Consider the following 17,139-nt stretch of genomic DNA (forward strand, 5'->3'; position numbering starts at 1 on the left):
GGTTACTTGCCCGCGGCTTCTGCGGCTTTACCGAGCTGCGGCAGGAACGTATCCAGCGCCCACGGCAGGCTCAGCGGCGACGAAGCGGAAATGGAGAGCGTCAGGGTCTGGTCGGAGTCGGCAACCAGGGCGCCCTTCTTGATGGCCGGGATCTGGCCAAGCAGCGGGTCGGCCTTGATGGCGTCGGCCGTTGCAGCCTCGGGAACCCAGGTCACGAAGATGTCGGACTCAAGCTCGTTGGCCTTTTCCGCGGACCACGGGATGAAGAATTCCGTGTTCGACTTGGTGTTGTCCGTGACGACGGGGGCCAGCTTCATGCCAATTTCGGAGAGGAACCGGGGGCGGTTGTCGATGGCGGTGTAGACGTTGGCGCCGTCACCCTTGGCGGGCTCCAGGTTGCCGTAGATGAAGGTCTTGTCCTTGATCTGCGGGTACTTGGAGACCTTGTCCTTGATGGTGGCCTCGGTGTCCTCCACCAGCTTCCTGGCTTCGGCTTCCTTGCCCAGTGCCTTGCCGATCAGGGTGGTGCTTTCCTGCCACGGTGTGCCGTAGGCCAGCTCGGGCTGGGCAACCACTGGGGCGATCTCGCTGAGCTTCTTGTAGTCAGCCTCTTCCAGGCCGGAGTACGCAGCAAGGATAACGTCGGGGCTGAGCTTGGCGATCTCGGTGAAGTTGATGCCGTCTGCCTCGGAGTACTGGACAGGAGCCTTGTCGGTGCCAAAGCCCGCACCGAGCTTCTCCAGCGCTGCGTCCTTCCACGGGGTGGATCCCTTGTCGTTGTTGCCCCATTCGTTCTTGGGCACACCAACCGGCACAACGCCCAGGGCGATCGCGACGTCGTCGTTGACCCACGAAACGGTGACTACGCGCTTGGGCTGTTCCTTGATGGTGGTCTCACCAAAGACGTTCTTGATGGTCACGGGGAATGCGGCAGACTCGGCCTGCTCGGTTGCCGGCGTCGACGTGGCCGGTCCGGTGGAGCAGCCAGTGAGGGAAAGGGCGACGGCGGCCAGGGCGGCCGTCGCGGTACCTGCAGTTTTCAGCAGGGCGCGGCGTGGGAGAAGGGATGCCACGGTACTCCTTAGGTAAGTGATGCGAACCTAAGTAAGGCTAGCCTACCCTCCCGATAATTACGAAACGTTTGCGTCACCTAATCACCCCACCCAAGCAACGCGGGGTCAAACCTGGTCCTTGTTCGGGCGTTTACGGGCCCTATCCAAGCCTGCGTCCCCTTTTTTGTGGGGTTAGGATGGGTGATGGCGGACTACCGCTTTCAGGAAACGACGAGGGGATGAGCGTGCGCACTGTTCCAGTTGCTGCAGCCATGGTTGGCGAGGTGGCCATTTTGGCCTGCTTGGCACTCCCCCGCACGTCGGCACCAAGCAAGTAGCACCAAAGAATCAAGCTCCAGCGCAACCGCTGGCTTCTTTGTTGTGCCTTGGCAACATCTTCGGTGACCGACGCCCCAGTGCCACCAGGCAGCGCCAGCCGCGCTGCCGACGTCGACCATTTCCGAAAGAAGCTTTGCCATGCAGAAAATCACTGCCCAACAGATCCGTTCATCCTTCATCAATGCCAGCCGCTCCGAGGCAGCCAAGGCGAATCTCCCCCGCGATTTCGACACCATCGATTGGGAAAACCTTGAGTTCCTGGGATGGCGCGACGAGAAAATGCCCCAGCGCGGATACCTCGTGTTTCCCTACCGGGGCAAGCTCACGGGAATCATGCTCCGCGCTCCCGAGGGAGGTTCCGGCAAGAAGCGTGTGGTGTTGTGCGAGCTGTGCCGGGATGTCTTCTCCAAGGACGACGTCTACTTGTGGGTTGCCAGGAAGGCCGGGCAATCCGGCAAGGACGGGAACACCGTGGGCACTTTGATCTGCGCCGAGTTCGGTTGCTGCGCCAACGTGCGCAAAGAACCGCCGGCCAACGAGATCAACCCGGACCCCGCCGCCGTCGTGGTCCGGCAGATCGCAGGGCTGGAGTCCCGGACCGAGCAATTCCTGGACCGCGTGCGCGGCTCCAATTAGCACCCTGGAGCAACGCGGGGTCACTTATGGCCCATAAAGGGCCTCCCAAAGGGCCATAAGTGACCCCGCGTTGCTTTTCTAGCGCAAGATGATGTCCACCGGGTTGGCTTCCGACCGCCACGCCCCAGGCTCGGCGGGCCCCGCGATAACGGGAGCCGTGAGCACGCCCGAGCGGTTGGTTCGCTTGTCCCGCAGGATCTCCGTGACCGAACCAAGGTGCCTGGACAGGTCGATCACGTTTTCGGGCGCGGCCAGCAACAGCTGGAAGCCGAATTCGTGAAGCGCCTTGATGCCCGCTCCGGCGAACTCTTCCGAGGCCAGCACGAAGGCTTCATCCATCATCACTGTGCCGTACGTCGTAAAGCCTTGCTCGGCAATGCCCAACTGGTAGCTCAGCGCAGCAGCCATGATGAAGGCCGTGAACCGTTGGCGCTCACCACCGGACATGGAGCCGGTGTCGGCGTGCATGAAGACTTCGGTCTTCTTCTTGCCGGCCTTTCCGGTCTTGCCCGGCTTCGAAGCGATCTCGCGGTGTTCCTTGCACTGGATGAAGACGTGCCCGCGGACGTCCAGCACTTCGGCACGCCAGCGCCGGTCTTCCGGTGTCTGCGATCCGAGCCGCTTCACCAGGGTTTCCAGCGACTTGTACCGGGCGGTGAGCTCGGCGTCGTCGTCCGTTTCGGCCAAACCAGCGGCAGAAGCGGCGCGGGAAGAGCGCGTGTGCTTGGTTTTCAAGGCGTTCTGGATGGCGTCTTTGAACACCTTGGCCGTCGCCGGCAGCGTCTGCTTGATGTCCAGCTCCAGGAAGCTGCCCTCGTGGAAATTGACCTCGGACAAGATGCCGTTCAGGGGAAGGATCCGGCTGGTGATGCTGCGGCGTTCCTCATCGAGAAGATGCAGGAGCGTGCTGAACGACTCGTGCGTGCGCTGGTTGAAGAACAACCGGAACTCGGCCTCCTGCGCGGGCAGCCCATCGCTCACGATCGCGTGGTAGCGGGCTTCGAAGTCGCCTGCGGCACCGATTGAGGTGCCGTGGTCGGCGCTGATGGCGCTCCCCCAGTCGCGGACGAACGCCTCGAACATGCGCGTCAGCCGTTCGGCGGTCGCCTGGCTGCGCGATTCCGCCGCGTGCAGTTCGTCCAGGAGTTTGTTCCGGACGCTGTTGGCAAGGTTGTCGAGCTCGTACAGTTCGGAGACGTCCGCGACGCCGTCAAAATACGGTTCCAGCGCAGTGACGGTTGAGGCCGACGGCGGTGATTGCTCAAGCTTGAGCCTCGCCGCATCCAGGAGGCCGTCAGCCGTGGTCATCTTGTGGTCGAGCGCTTTGTATTCGCTCTGCAGCACGGCCGCCACTCCTGTGGAGGACTGGTGCTTTTCCCGGACCGTTTCGATGTTGGCGCGCAGCGGTTCGAGGTCCGCCTGGGCTGCCAATGCATCCACCAGGCGCTGCTCAATCCGGGCCAGCTCGTCCGCCGCGACAGCTGCTGAAACCTGCTCCCAGGGGCGCTCGTCTTCAGCCACGCGTCGCAGGGCCTCCAGTTGGCGCGCCATGCCTTGGTGCGAGTCCTCACGGCTTTGGGCCAGTTCGGCAGCCTTGGTCAGCTCGTTCTCCAATTCGCCCACGCGGGCAGCAACGAGTTCAAGCTTGGAAGCGTTGTCGAAGCCGAGGACATAATCCTGCCGGCTGGTGAAGCGGTCGTCCTTCTCAACTGTGTGCCGGTTGCGCTTGACCACGCCGCCCAGGCTCAAGCCCTTGTCCATCGAGGCAAGCTCGTCCGGGTCCTCAACGCATGGATATGCGAAGTCCAGGGCGATCCGCTCGCGGATCCATTCCCCGGCGTCGGCGTTGCCGCCCGAGGTGAGGATGCTCAACTTGGTCAAGAGATCGCCGTCGGACACGTCCTCCACAGCCAGTGCCCCGCCGGCGAGCGGCTTGGAGACGTCCACCGCGCGCAGCGCGCCACGAACGGTGTTGTCATTCAGGTATCGCGTGACGGCGGCAAAGTGCTCCCCCGGAACGAGCAAGGTGGTGGCCAGGCTCCGCAGCGCACGTTCAGCCGCCGGCCGCCATTGGTCCTGCCCCTCGGCGAGGTCGATCAATTCGCCGCCGAAAGGCATCCGCTCTTCCGGGACGCCGGTCGCGGCTGCGATGGCGGCGCGGTTTTCAATGCTCGACGGCGGCAGAAGGGACTTGCGCGACCGCAACGACAACAATTCCTGTTGGGCCGCAGCCAGCTCACGCTTCTTGGTTGCATGGCCATCGAATGCCTCGAAACGAAGTTCCTTGAGGGCTTCCGAATCGTCCTTCAACTCGATCGATCGGGCGGCTGCCTGTTCATGGGCCTGATCCCAGCCTTCGGCCGACCATTCAAGGTTCAGCCCGGCATCAGCCAACGCCTTCTTGGCTGAGTCCTCAACCTGCTGACGCAGCTTCAGGCCAACCTTTGCGTTCTCCAACGACTGCTCAATGGCCGAAATCGCATTGCCGCCGCGGTTGTTGTAGTCCAGTTCGAGGTCCCGCAGCTCCTTGGCCAGGGCATCGCGGACCACACGCTCGGCGGCGAGTTCCTGCGCCTTGGACTGCGCCAGCTCCTTGAAACGGGCCAATGTCTTGGCGTGCACCGTAACCGCGAGCTGCTGTTTATAGGCTTCGAATTCCTCGCCGGCCAGCTCGCGGAGGCGGTTGGCGTCAAGCAAGGCCTGGGCGTACTCCTTGTTCAGTCCCGGAACCGGAGCCAACTGGTCGCGCTGCAGCCGAACATCCTCCAGCCGCTGCCGGATGGACATCAGGTTGCTGAATTCCTCCACGACGTCGTCAGCAGCGGCCAACGTGGCGGGGGCATCCAAGACCTGGTCCCGGAAGAACGTGTTGACGCTGCCGCCCAAGCCCTTGCCGGCCTGGATGACGCGCAGCAGCGGGAGCGCCTGGTCCGAGTTGATGCCAAGCAGCCGCCGGAACCTCTCGGCGAAGGCCTTGTGAACGTCAAAAACCTGCCCGTCGGGGAAGATGCCCTCCAACGCGCCCTTGGTAAACCGCTTCTGCGCGATCCCCTCGATCGCTTCGAGGTCCAAGGGCTTGCTGTCGATCACATAGAAACGCCCAACGCTCGACTCCGTGCCGTTCTTCGGCAGGTCGAACAGCGCCGACACCGTCACCTTCGTGCCGGCAGCGTTATCAAACGTCAGCGCGACGGCGGACCAGGTGGCACCAGGGCGCTGGAAGGCACTGGCCGAGCTGTCCCCGACTGCCTTATCACCGACCTTGCCGCGCATGTAGGTGAAGGTGGTCCTCTTGTCCTCCACAGCCCCGCCGGAGCGTTGGGCAGCAGCCTCGTTCGAGCGCGGGCGCGCATCAAAGACGCGAAGCATGGCATCGAAGAGCGTCGACTTGCCCACACCGGAATTACCGGTCAGCAGCGTGCCCTTGCGGTCCACGTGCATGGTGTGGGCGCCATGGAAGGTGCCCCAGTTGACCACCTGGACGAGGGCCAAACGCATCTGGCCCGGATTCGTCAGTTCGCCGAGGGGGAGCATGCTTGCGATCGTCACTTCTGTGTCCCTTCAGCATCTGTTGCGTTCGGCTGCGCGTCGCTGTCCGCGGCGGTACCGGACACATGCTCTGCGTGCCCGCTCGTTCCTCGCTTGGACGCATGCTGCCGCATGTCTCCGGCATCGCCGCTTGTGTCGTCGTCCTCGTCAGCAGAGGTGTCGGGGCTCTCAGAATCCAACTCCAGTAAAGGCTCCGTGCCGGACTCGTCCGCCGCCACTGCCACAAGGGCTTCTATGTGGGCGGGGATGTCGCCGATGTTTTCGAAGGGGAGAGCCATTGGAAGGGCGTTGCTGATGGTGTACGTGTCATCCAGCGGGGTGGGGAGGAGGAGTTGCCGGGCAAGGAGTTTGGTGATGGTGCGGGTGACCACGTCGGAGTCGCGCAGGGCGTCCTGTTGGCCGGACGGGGTGTAGTTCGCTACGAGGTCGGAGATCTCCTCGCGGGTGATCGTGGGATCGGTCTGGGCTGTGACGTGGCGGTCCAGGAGGAGGCGCAGGCGCAGCAGAACGATGGTTTCAACCCGGCTCAAAGCCCGCTGCTGGCGCAGGATGCTGGAGCGGGAGCCTGCCCCGATAATTTCCGGATCAACGGGTCGAAGGACTGCGATCTTGCGATCGTGGTCCAGCTGGAGGGTGAGGAAGAGTTCCGAGAGGCGGCTGCGGAGAATCAACTGGTTGTCCAGGAGGGTGGTCCACAGCTTCTCGTCGCGGCCACCATCGATGTAGGGACCTTTGAGGAGCTTCACCAAGGCGTGGCGGACTTTCATCGGGAGCACGCCGGTGTCGCCGGGGAAGAGCGCAGCGCCGTCCACGAAAGTATCGCGCGGCGTGATCCGGAACGGGTCCGGCTGGTGCGCGGGCTCCTCGGAGACCCGCGCAGGCTCCTCGGTAGCCTGATCTTCCACGGTGACGTCCTCCGCTTCGTTGACGTCGTCCGCTTCGGTGATGTCCGTCGTCGTGATGTCCTCAGTCATTGGAATCCTCATTCAGCGTGACGACAGGCAGGTACGCCGTGCGGATGCTGCCGTCGATTTGTTCGAAGTCGATGTGTTCCCAGGCGGCGCGGTCGAAAGCCGCACCGCTGTGCAAGGCCATGGACAGGAGGGTCCGGACGCTGTTGATATGCCGCTCTTCCGCGGGCAGGTTCTCCCAGGCCTCACCCAACGTGGACGAGCCGGCCATTGCCGCCCGCACAACATCGGGCCGCGCTTTGCCGGTGCGGGCCGAGCGGACCCTGTCCGAGTCGCTGAACGCGATGGGATCGGCAAGCCGCGGGGGCGTGGCGAACTCGTCCGGGTCGAAGAGCTTGACCATGGCCAGGGACTCGAAACCGGCGTTGAACAGCACAGGTCCAGGCACCAGTCCGGGCCGGTCGCGTTCATAGGGCAGGGATCGGATGGCCTGTTCGGCTTCAGCCAGCACCTTGCGGAGGCTGACGGACTGCCGGACGTCGTCGCTTTGGATGTACGTATTGAGGCTTTCCGAGAGTTTTCCGTAGATCCGTTGGATCTGGCTGTGCTGGTACCGCAGTTCCGCGACGAGGTTCTTCAGCGTTTCGCGGTCCTCGTGGGAGAGGTCGTCCGCAAACTGCCTGCTCAGCACCTCGCCGATGGCCGAGCGGAAACGAAGCTGCTGCTGCGGATCCTCCAGGAAGGCCGTAAACGATCGGAAGGTACGTCCTTCCGGGCTCTGGCGCAGCCGTTTGTCAGCCTCCAGCACCTGGGCCATGGTTGCGCCCTTGCTGAGCGACTCCTCGATGATCTGGTTGCGGAGCTCGCCCACCAGCTCCTCAATGCGGTCACGCATTTTCTTGTAGTCGGCTGGCAGGCTTGCGGCGAGGTCCAGGATGTTTCCAGCAGCTTCCACAGCCTCTTCGTCATCCAGGAGGCCGTCGAATTCGCCGGAGCTGATGTCCTCCACCAGCTGCTGCCGCTCCTGGATTTCCTCCTCCAGGGCTTCCAGGCGTGCGCTCTGGTCCGGGTTGGTTTCGTTGGCAAGCTTCTCCACATCGCCGAGCAGCGTGCCGAGCCTGGAACCGTTCAGTGTGGACCGCTCGCTGGAGAGGCTGTCGAGGAAGGCGAGCACACGGGCAGCGGGTTCGGTGACTTCGTAGACGATCTGGCCGGACTGGTTGCGGCGGGTCAGGAACTGCTTGCGCGTCCATTCGTCACCGAAAAGCTTGCCGTTCTGCTGGCCGCCCAGCGCCGGATCCTGGCGCCGGAGCTGCTCAAGGAAAGCGTCGACGTCGGCGTGGAACTCTTCGAGCGGAAGCTGCGGCCTGGTGCGGGTAAAGGACGCCTGAAGGACGGCGATGACCCACGGCGCGGAGCGCGTCAGGGCCCACGCCGGGCCCTTGGTGAGTTGTTCGAGGTCGCGGAGCCTCGCGCCGATTGCCTCGGCGGAGGACATGGCTGAACGGGACAACTACTCTCCTTCAGCTGCTGCGAAACCTGGCTGGCAGCGGAAACTGCCCCGTACAAGGTTAACGCAGAGCGTCGCGGGGGCGTCGAGCGGGCCGGAAGTACCGCCGTCGGGAGCTTCCTGGCCGGCTGGCCGCAACCATTCCGTGACTTACCCTCCGGTACGGTTTCGATCGGATATCAACGCCGCAATGACACGCGTCGGCACTGGCCGGAAAACACCGCCGCCCCTAATGTCAGATCATCGACGCAGGCACGCCGCGTCGAATCACGCAATGTCGCTCCGGGGGGGACCATGGATTTCGATGTCACTGCGCTGGAAACAGGCACGTATGTAGTTATTGGAACGCTGTTCTTCGCTGTAATTCTGGCCGCCTTCATTGCGGCCGCAGCAATGGCAACGATTGTTCTGATCGGCGCCATGGGGACGGCCTGGTACATCGTCAAAGCCGTCCTGGGCGGCCTTGTCCACGGCATCAATTTTGCGTGGGACAGCCTGGTCCACCACGCCGGGCAGGTGGAGATTCCGGCGGAATTCCAGCCCCAGGTTTCCTCTGGCACCGGTAGCTACCCACGGGTAGCATTGAGGGACAGCTGAAGGGTTCCCACCCACGGCGGACCCTGGCTCCATCCGGCACAACCGGCTAGAGGAGTTATCCCATGACGTCCGCTACAGACAGCAGCCTCACCGCCGCAAGCGTCAATGCCACAGCAGAAGAAGCCCGCGCTGTCGCCGAGGCTGCCCGCGAAACTGAATGGAACCGGCCAAGCTTCGCCAAAGGCCTGTATCTGGGAAGCTTCGACCTCAGCCTGATCCACCCGTGGCCACAAGCCAAGGCGGACGATGTGGAACGGGGCGAAGAGTTCATGGCCCGGTTGTTGGCCTTTGCCAAAACCATGTCCGGCCGGCAGATCGAACGCGACGCCAGGATTCCGGACGAGTACCTGGCAGGGCTCGCCGACCTCGGCGTGTTCGGCATGAAGATCCCGCGCGAGTACGGCGGGCTGGGCCTTTCCCTGGTGTACTACGGCCGCGCCCTCGCCCTCCTGGGGTCCGTCCACCCGAGCCTTGGCGCCCTGATTTCCGCACACCAGTCCATCGGTGTACCGGAGCCCGTCAAGGAGTTCGGCACGCCGGAGCAGAAGAGGGAATACCTGCCGCGCTGCGCCGCCGGCGCCATCACCGCGTTCCTCCTGACAGAGCCCGACGTCGGCAGCGACCCCGCGCGCATGGGCGCCACGGCCGTACTTTCCGACGACGGCGAGTCTTACCTGCTGGACGGCGTGAAACTCTGGACCACCAACGGTGTCATTGCTGAACTTGTTGTGGTCATGGCCCGGGTTCCTGCCCACACGGATGCCGACGGAACCGAGCACAAGGGCGGCATCTCCGCTTTTGTAGTGGAGATGGACTCCCCCGGCATCACAGTGGAGAACCGGAATGCCTTCATGGGCCTGCGTGGCATCGAGAACGGCGTAACGCGGTTCCACCAGGTGCGGGTGCCTGCCGCCAACCGGCTCGGGCGCGAGGGCCAGGGGCTCAAGATCGCGCTCACCACCCTCAATACCGGACGGCTTTCCATCCCTGGCCTCTGCGTTGCTGCTGGAAAGTGGAGCCTCAAGATTTCCCGCGAATGGTCCAACGCCCGGACGCAGTGGGGCCGCCCGGTGGGCCAGCACGAGGCCGTGGGCAAGAAGATCGCCTTCATCGCAGCCACCACTTTTGCGTTGGAGGCCGTGTTTGAGCTTTCCGCCGAGATGGCCGACGCCGGCCAGAAGGACGTCCGCATCGAGGCGGCGCTGGCCAAGCTGTGGTCCACTGAACTGAGCTGCAGGATCGCCGATGAACTGGTGCAGATCCGTGGCGGCCGTGGCTTCGAAACCGCCGATTCCCTCCAAGCCCGCGGGGAACGGGCGGTGCCGGCCGAGCAACTGCTCCGGGATCTTCGCATCAACAGGATCTTCGAGGGGTCCAGCGAGATCATGAAACTCCTGATCGCGCGCGAGGCCGTGGACGCCCATCTCGCCGCTGCGGGCGACCTCGCCTCGGCGGACGCAAGCCTGCAGGACAAGGCGAGGGCCGCCGTCGGGGCTTCCGGGTTCTATGCCCGCTGGTTGCCCAAGCTGGTTGCGGGCGCCGGGATGGACCCCCGGTCGTACGCCGAATTCGGGCGGCTGGCCAAGCAGTTGCGCTTTGTTGAGCGGTCCTCGCGGCGCCTCGCCCGGCAGACGTTCTACGGGATGGGCCGGTGGCAGGCCAAGCTCGAGCACAAGCAGGCGTTCCTGGGCAGGATCGTGGACATCGGCGCGGAACTCTTCGCCATGGCGGCCTGCTGCTCCCGGGCCGAGTCGCTCCTGCGGACCCACCCTGAACGGGGTGCAGCCGCTTTCGAACTGGCCGAGGCCTTCTGCGAACAGGCCCGTGTGCGGGTGGATGAGTACTTCGAGCAGCTGTGGCGCAACACCGACGACGGCGACCATGATCTCTCACGGAAAGTCCTCGACGGCGACTACGCCTGGCTGGAGGCCGGAGTCCTGGACCAATCCGAAGGAACTGGCCCCTGGATCGGCGATGCCTCCCCCGGCCCTTCGACGAAGGAGACGCTCCACCGCAAGTACCGGTGAGCTACTGGAGAACGTCCCCGTCCACGTAGTACCAACGCTTGCCTTCCCGGACGAAACGGGAGAGTTCGCGCTGGACGCCGCGTTCGCCGTCGGACCTGTAGTGCGCCGCGAACTCAACAGTGCCCGACGAGTCAAGCGGGCCGCCGTTCGAGGTGCCAAGGATGTCCAGTCGGCGCCACTGGAGGTCCGGGTCAAGGTCCATTGATGCGGGCCGCGTGGAGGAATGCCAGGTCCGCAGCAGATACAAAGGCTCCAGCACCACGAAGGCCGAATACCGGGATCGCATGAGCTGTTCAGCGGTGGGCGCATCAGCTTCACCGCGATGGAACCGGCCACAACATTGGTCGTACTGTTCGCCGGAAAGGCAGGGGCAAGCGCCGTTGCGGAGCCGGGTGTGGTCAGGGGTCACGACGCGCCAATCTGGGCTGTAAATGAGAGCTGGGCAACATATTTTCCCATGCGAGATAACAGGTTCGAAACAACCCTGCCAGAGTGGGCTGCGGCGCGTGATTCCGTCGGTGCGGGACCTTACGCTAGATAAGCAAGCTGGGTGGGCAATGCGCGCATCGCAAAACGACAGCCAGGGGAGGCTACGTGGAGGATCCGACAACACTCGCCATCAACCTGACGTATTTGGGGACGCTGGGCCTTGCTGTGCTGATGTTCCTGGGGCTCGGGTTGGTTGTCATCATCACTCTGGTGGTCGCCGGAGTGGGGCGGCTGGTCTCTGTCATTCTCCTGGCGCTGATTGGAATCTTCCCCAAGAAAGACACCACTCCCATCGTGCACCTTCCCCCTCGGCCCGCATACGTACCGGACCCGGTCATCGGCGGGGCTGAGGAGTCTGCACCCGTTGCGGCGCCAACCATGGAACCTGTAGCTTCGGCTGCGCAGTCACCGGCTGCGCCCGCCGCACCCGCCACGCCCGCCGCGCCCGCCGCACCCGCCGCGCCCAAGCGGGACTTGCTCGGAGGGACCCGACGCCGGATCTCAGGTGCGTCGGCCGCCGTCAAGGACGGCGCGTGGAAATCCAAGGTGGACCCCCGGAAGCTGCCCAAACCCGCCGAGGTCAAGTCCGCCGTCGAACACCAGACCGCGCACCACCCGATCGTCGTGGCCGCCACCAAAGAACCGCCGGTCCTTGCGAAGGACTGGGCTGATGCGGTTGCCGAGGCTGACCGGCGCGAGGCCGAACGCGCCAAGGCCCAGCAGCCGCCACCCATCAAGGTAACGGTCCGCGACCTCGACGATCCCGCGCCGTCGTCAAACAACCAGGCCCCAAACAACCAGGCCCCGGTCAACCAGACCCCGGTCAACGCACCCAGGAAGCAGGACCCCGTTACGTCCCCAAAGGGGAAGTCCCAGGGCCCTGCAAAAAAGGGATCGCTCAGCGGTGCTGCCCGAAACTCCTGAAACGGGCGTGCTGGACTACGCGGCCAACTGACGGAACGCCGCGCCATGGTAGATCAGCGGCTTGGACTCGAGGTTGACGGTGGTCGCCTTGACCTCGAGAACCACGATCGCGTGATCACCGGCGGGCGTTTCGGAAACTATTTCGCATTCGAAACCCAACACGGCGCCGTCGATCAGCACGGCGCCCGAGTCGCTGACACTCGTCTCCAGCCCGGCGAACCGGTCCCGGGTTTTGGACGACAGCTGCAGGCACGCAGCTTCCTGCCCCTCTGCCAGGACAGAGACGCCAAGCCGCTGGGCCTGGCGCAGTTTGGGCCAGGTTGTGGACGAGTTCTGCACTGCGAACATGACCAGCGGCGGCTCCAGTGAAACACCCACGGTGAACGACGACGCCACCAACGCTTCCGGCGTGAAGTCCACCATCGCGCTGAAGGCGGCAACTCCGGAGGGGAACTGCGCAAAAGCCGCCTTGATAGCCGCCGTTTCTTCCACTGTGGTCTGTGTCATCCCGCTGTCCCTTTCGTGCGTTTCCTAAGTTCCTTTCCCATAATTCACCCGCCCGCAAGAACGGCAATATTTGTTGATCCGCAAGACATTTGTGTTGCCGTGTGTCAAGAAATGTCGCGAAGTAAGGCCGCTTCCATTACCCCGCAAGACGAAAAACGAAGAAGTTCTACCATTTGCGTTTATGCGTCTCCCAGCCGTGTGTAGCCTCGATTGAACATCCCGTCCAAGGCCAACGCCCCGGCCTGGACACCAGCACTATCCATCCACAGGAAGCCGACATGAGCCTCAACGAGCTACGAACGCTTGGACGCACTGGCGCCCTGATCAGCCCGCTCACCCTGGGCACCCTGAACTTCGGCACCGGCGCCGCACCCACAGGTCCCGCAGAGAGCATCCGCATCATCAAGACCGCGCTCGATGCCGGTATCACCAGCATCGACACCGCGGACATCTATTCCCAGGGGGAAGCCGAAACCGTGGTGGGCCAGGCAATCCACAGCCGGCGAGACGACGTCTTCCTCGCCACCAAGTTCCACGGGCAAATGGGGTCCAACCCGGCGCACGCGGGCAACTCCCGCCGCTGGATTGTCCGGGCTGTGGAGGACAGCTTGCGGCGATTGAACACGGACAGGATCGACCTTTACCAGGCACACCGCCCGGACTACAACACGGACCTGCTGGAAACAATCACCGCCCTCAACGACCTCATCCGCCAGGGCAAGATCCTGTACTACGGCACGTCGGTTTTCAGCCCGGCCCAACTTGTTGAGGCCCAGTGGATCGCGAATACCAACCACTTGACCCCGCCGGTGGTGGACCAGGTGCCGTATTCGCTCCTGGTGCGTGCCAACGAACGCGACGTTTTCCCCATCACCCAGCAGTACGGCGTCGGGGTTTTGAGCTACGGGCCGCTCGACGGCGGCTGGCTGGCGGGCGGTTACCGCGTCGGGGCCGGGCAGCCGGAGAGCTCGCGCTTCTCCGCACTCCCCGGTCGCTTTGATGTGAACGCGCCGTTCAACCAGGGCAAACTGCACGCAGCCGATGCGCTGGCCCAGCTCGCAGCACGGCACGGGTTGACGCTTATTCAGCTGGCTGTCGCCTTTGCCTTGAACCACCCCGCCGTGACCAGCGTCATCATCGGCCCCCGCACCGAGGACCACCTTACCGATTATCTGAAGGCCGCGGATGTGGTGCTCAGCGAAGCCATTCTGGACGAAATCGACGACATTGTTGCCCCCGCCGTCAACTTTCTCGAGCGCGACGCCGGCACCGTAGCGCCGCACCTTGAGTACCCGGAATTGCGACGCCGGTAGCCGCCTTCCGTTGTGGGGCCCGCTTTGCGTTCTTTGGGCCTGTTTTAGCGCGCAGAGCGGGCCTCGCAACGAGGTATTGACGCAGGTTCGCCCCCGGCGTGATCCTTGTCCTAAGTGCTGCGGCACTCCGCAGCGTTTAGCTTCCAGTAGAACGCCGCCGTCCCATGTCCAACGATCACCTCAAGCAAGTGGCTGCGAAGGCCGCAGTCACCGGGCAGCCGACCGAAGGTCCCCTGACCCCCGAAGAACTGCAGCTTTCCGGGCGGAACCATTCCATGCCGCTCGAGGCCCTGCACGACGACATCACTCCTGCGGGCCTGCACTACCTGCTGATCCACTTCGACATCCCGCACCTGTCACTTGATACGTGGCGGTTGCGCCTGGGCGGGGCTGTCGACCGCGCCCTTGAACTCAGCCTTGAGGACATCAAAGCGCGGCCAGCCGTCACCATGCCTGTCACGCTTGAATGTGCGGGCAACGGGCGTTCACTCCTCCAGCCGAGGCCCTTGAGTCAGCCGTGGGTGCTTGGCGCGGTGGGCACCGCCGAGTGGACCGGAACTCCCTTGGCACCCCTGCTGGAGGAGGCAGGGTTGGCGAGTGACGCCGTCGAACTTGTTTTTACCGGTGCGGACAACGGCATCCAGGGCGGCGCCGAAGAGCCGTATGCCCGCAGTCTTTCCGTCGCAGAGGCCATGCACCCCGAAGTCATGCTGGTCTACGCCATGAACGGCCAGCCTCTACCCCTGCAGCATGGATTCCCGTTGCGGCTCCTTGTCCCGGGTTGGTACGGGATGGCCAGCGTGAAGTGGTTGACGTCGATCGAAGCTGTGACGTCGCGATTCATGGGATGGCAGCAGTCTGTTGCCTATCACTATTTGCAGGGTCCGGATGGCCCCGGTATCCCTGTCACCCATATCCGCGTGCGCTCCTTGATGGTGCCGCCGGGGATCCCGGAGTTCTTCACCCGACGCCGCGTGGTGGATGCCGGTCCGGTGATGCTGCACGGCCGCGCATGGTCCGGTCACGGCGACGTGGAACGGGTGGAAGTGGGGATCGACGGCGAGTGGATGCCTGCGCACCTGGATGCGCCTTTGGGGGACTTCGCCTGGCGCTCGTGGTCCATGGTGTGGGTCGCGAGCCCGGGCGACCACGTGTTGCGGTGCCGGGCGATGGATACCTCGGGGGCACTGCAGCCTACGGAGCAGGTGTGGAACTACCAGGGCATCGGGAACAACATGGCGCAGCGGGTTGAGGTGACGGTGCGGTAGGTGCCTTCGCCGCTGCTGTCGCTGAGTTCGCTGGAACGGTGCGAGTTCGCCGGAGCGGTGCGAGTACGGCGGAGCGTTCCAGCGAATCCGGCACCTTTCCCGCGTTCCGGACTTCTTCCAGCGTTCTCGTAGTGCGCGTCACGCCCGGTTAGACTCGTTCAGATCATGAGTATTCCGTCGTCATCCCCAGCGAACGTCCGCGTTGATGCCTGGTTGTGGGCGATCCGCGCCTACAAAACCCGCTCCGCAGCCACTGCCGCTTGCCGCGCCGGGCACATCCGTATCAATGGGAACCCGGTCAAGGCGTCGCAAAGCGTGATTATCGGCGACACCATCCGGGTCCGCGAATCCGGCTGGGAACGGATCCTTGAAGTGCGACGACTCATCGCCAAACGCGTCGGAGCCGAAGCCGCGTCGCACTGCTTCACCGACCACACTCCGCCGCGCCCGGTGGCACCCAAGCTTGGCCTGCCCCAGCGCGACCGCGGCGCCGGCCGACCCACAAAGAAGGACCGCAGGGATATGGAGAAGCTGCGGGGGTAACTTTCCTTGGTGCCGGGTGTTATCCACAGGACCGCTTTTCCGACGTGAATCTCCTCCCGCCCGCTGCTTAGACTGGCCGCCACACCGCCGAACAGCTGTTGGGGAGCTTGTCATGTCACGCCTTTCGTCTGCCATATTGTCGTCCATCCTTGCGGCGGTGCTTCTGAGCGGTTGCCAGGGCGGGACGCCCGGTGCGGGCCCTTCGGAGACAAGCCCGACGACGGCGTCGCCCACCTCAAGCGTTTCGTCGCCTGCTGCTTCGGCTACCCAGTCAGCTTTGGCCGTGTACAAACCGGCAGATGCGAGCGGGAAGGCGCAGAACGTTCCGGTGCCCGTGATGCCGGAATTGGCGAGGGAGAACTCAAAGGCGGGGCTGGAGGCGTTTATTGGGTACTGGTACGCGACGATGAGCTACGCCTACGAGACAGGCGAAACTAAACATCTCCTGCCTCTCAGCAGCCCGACGTGCGCTCTCTGTGCATCCCTAAAAAAGGGAATCGAAGCAGGTTGGCAGGAAGGTCGCTGGATCAAAGGCGGAACAATCCGATCCGCAGCTATTGAAACGGATTTCAATTTGACCGCATCCACGCAGGTCGCCGCAGTTCAAGTCATTCAAGAATCGATTGAGCTAAGGATGCCGGGCGGTTCGCTCTATCAAGAGCCAACTGCGGCAACGAACTCGGCGAGTCGGGCCAGTCTGCGGTTTGATGAGAATCACTGGACCATGATCGATCTCGGTTTGATCCGCTAGCCCATGGCGAAGCTAAAAAGAATCGCATTACTGCTCGCGGGAACATGCTGCGTCCTGTTTGTTGTGCCATGCCAAACAGCCGTAGCGAAGGACCCGAAGATCGACATCGGATACGTTGACAACGGGCTGAACTTGACGGGAACTCAATGGTCGAGAAACCCGATCAGCGGCGAGTTCATTCCTCGTGTCGAGGGCAGCACCTCCGCCGTTGAGGACCCGAACCAATACAAGGCCGATACCCATTGCCGTGCCGACGGACCCGACACCAAAGACCCAGGCTGCGACGCCCTCGACTGCCCCGCCACCACCCCCGGCGGACAAGAGGGCGCACCGGTCATCTGGAAAGAAGCCCCCAAAGCCATCACCAACCCAGGCTGGACCGACTGGATCCCCGTCACCGGCCCGACCTGCCTCTACGGGGTCGAACCCGGCAACGTCCTGGCCGACATCGCCGCCCGCATCCTCAACGACTTCCGCCAACTCCCCATCAACCCAGGAACCCTCGAAACCCAACCCTTCCCCCACACCCTCAAAGGCGGACCCACCAACTTCTACACCACCGCCACCCAACAAACCTTCGACCTCACCATCCTCGGCCAAACCGTCCACCTCACCGCCACACCAACCAGCCACACCTACACCTTCGGAGACGGCACCACCCTCGGCCCCACCCCCACCACCGGATACCCCATCCCCGAAACCGAATGGCTCACCACCAACACC

Annotated in this window: 15 protein-coding genes; 9 read left to right on the forward strand and 6 right to left on the reverse strand. The window is 63.7% G+C overall.

The features are described 5' to 3' along the window. Positions 1 to 2: 2 nt before the first annotated feature. Entirely contained in the window at positions 3 to 1,073 is a 1,071-nt protein-coding gene (locus tag IEY62_RS21365) for an iron-siderophore ABC transporter substrate-binding protein (protein ID WP_189021416.1), read from the reverse strand. A 456-nt stretch (positions 1,074 to 1,529) separates the two neighbouring features. Here IEY62_RS21365 and IEY62_RS21370 point away from each other — a divergent pair, with 456 nt between their 5' ends. Continuing rightward, positions 1,530 to 2,027, forward strand: a complete 498-nt coding sequence (locus IEY62_RS21370) for an FBP domain-containing protein (protein ID WP_189021417.1) — start codon at positions 1,530 to 1,532, stop codon at positions 2,025 to 2,027. Positions 2,028 to 2,105: 78 nt separating this feature from the next. Here the strand turns inward: IEY62_RS21370 and IEY62_RS21375 are convergent, their stop codons facing one another. From IEY62_RS21375 to IEY62_RS21385, 3 genes are read right to left on the reverse strand one after another with little or no spacing between them, the layout of a single operon-like run. Then, on the reverse strand, positions 2,106 to 5,576 hold the full coding sequence (locus tag IEY62_RS21375; protein ID WP_189021418.1) for an ATP-binding protein: 3,471 nt from the start codon (positions 5,574 to 5,576) through the stop codon (positions 2,106 to 2,108). Beyond that, complete coding sequence (locus tag IEY62_RS21380) at positions 5,573 to 6,550, reverse strand: DUF4194 domain-containing protein (protein ID WP_189021419.1); 978 nt, start codon at positions 6,548 to 6,550, stop codon at positions 5,573 to 5,575. The genes IEY62_RS21375 and IEY62_RS21380 overlap by 4 nt, the downstream gene beginning before the upstream one ends. Then, positions 6,543 to 8,000 carry a DUF3375 family protein gene (locus IEY62_RS21385; protein ID WP_229785521.1) on the reverse strand — a complete coding sequence of 486 codons (1,458 nt, stop codon included), beginning with the start codon at positions 7,998 to 8,000 and terminating at the stop codon, positions 6,543 to 6,545. The genes IEY62_RS21380 and IEY62_RS21385 overlap by 8 nt, the downstream gene beginning before the upstream one ends. Before the next feature lie 291 nt (positions 8,001 to 8,291). On the opposite strand from IEY62_RS21385, the gene IEY62_RS21390 reads away from it, so the two are divergent. Both IEY62_RS21390 and IEY62_RS21395 read left to right on the forward strand, forming a co-directional pair. After that, positions 8,292 to 8,594 carry a hypothetical protein gene (locus tag IEY62_RS21390; protein WP_189021420.1) on the forward strand — a complete coding sequence of 101 codons (303 nt, stop codon included), beginning with the start codon at positions 8,292 to 8,294 and terminating at the stop codon, positions 8,592 to 8,594. 62 nt (positions 8,595 to 8,656) lie between these two features. Further along, positions 8,657 to 10,621: an acyl-CoA dehydrogenase family protein gene (locus IEY62_RS21395; RefSeq protein ID WP_189021421.1), complete on the forward strand. Its 1,965-nt coding sequence runs from the start codon at positions 8,657 to 8,659 to the stop codon at positions 10,619 to 10,621. 1 nt (position 10,622) lies between these two features. Here the strand turns inward: IEY62_RS21395 and IEY62_RS21400 are convergent, their stop codons facing one another. Continuing rightward, entirely contained in the window at positions 10,623 to 11,030 is a 408-nt protein-coding gene (locus tag IEY62_RS21400; RefSeq protein WP_189021422.1) for a YchJ family protein, read from the reverse strand. A 185-nt stretch (positions 11,031 to 11,215) separates the two neighbouring features. Between IEY62_RS21400 and IEY62_RS21405 the strand changes: the two genes are divergently transcribed. Further along, complete coding sequence (locus IEY62_RS21405) at positions 11,216 to 12,034, forward strand: hypothetical protein (protein WP_189021423.1); 819 nt, start codon at positions 11,216 to 11,218, stop codon at positions 12,032 to 12,034. A 15-nt stretch (positions 12,035 to 12,049) separates the two neighbouring features. On the opposite strand, the gene IEY62_RS21410 is transcribed toward IEY62_RS21405, so the two are convergent. After that, on the reverse strand, positions 12,050 to 12,541 hold the full coding sequence (locus IEY62_RS21410) for a flavin reductase family protein (RefSeq protein ID WP_189021424.1): 492 nt from the start codon (positions 12,539 to 12,541) through the stop codon (positions 12,050 to 12,052). A 278-nt stretch (positions 12,542 to 12,819) separates the two neighbouring features. Between IEY62_RS21410 and IEY62_RS21415 the strand changes: the two genes are divergently transcribed. The 5 genes from IEY62_RS21415 to IEY62_RS21435 all read left to right on the forward strand — a co-directional run. Further along, a complete protein-coding gene (locus IEY62_RS21415; protein ID WP_189021425.1) occupies positions 12,820 to 13,854 on the forward strand; it encodes an aldo/keto reductase in 1,035 nt (344 codons plus the stop codon). Positions 13,855 to 14,018: 164 nt separating this feature from the next. Continuing rightward, on the forward strand, positions 14,019 to 15,122 hold the full coding sequence (locus tag IEY62_RS21420) for a sulfite oxidase (RefSeq protein WP_189021426.1): 1,104 nt from the start codon (positions 14,019 to 14,021) through the stop codon (positions 15,120 to 15,122). 165 nt (positions 15,123 to 15,287) lie between these two features. Continuing rightward, positions 15,288 to 15,665: an RNA-binding S4 domain-containing protein gene (locus IEY62_RS21425; RefSeq protein ID WP_018779945.1), complete on the forward strand. Its 378-nt coding sequence runs from the start codon at positions 15,288 to 15,290 to the stop codon at positions 15,663 to 15,665. A gap of 283 nt (positions 15,666 to 15,948) precedes the next feature. Then, a complete protein-coding gene (locus IEY62_RS21430) occupies positions 15,949 to 16,416 on the forward strand; it encodes a DUF6318 family protein (RefSeq protein WP_229785524.1) in 468 nt (155 codons plus the stop codon). Positions 16,417 to 16,593: 177 nt separating this feature from the next. Further along, positions 16,594 to 17,139, forward strand: a 546-nt coding sequence (locus tag IEY62_RS21435; protein ID WP_189021429.1) for a hypothetical protein, incomplete at its 3' end; no start/stop codon positions are given.

Origin of the sequence: Paenarthrobacter histidinolovorans, assembly GCF_014647595.1 — a bacterium.
Lineage (GTDB): Bacteria > Actinomycetota > Actinomycetes > Actinomycetales > Micrococcaceae > Arthrobacter > Arthrobacter histidinolovorans.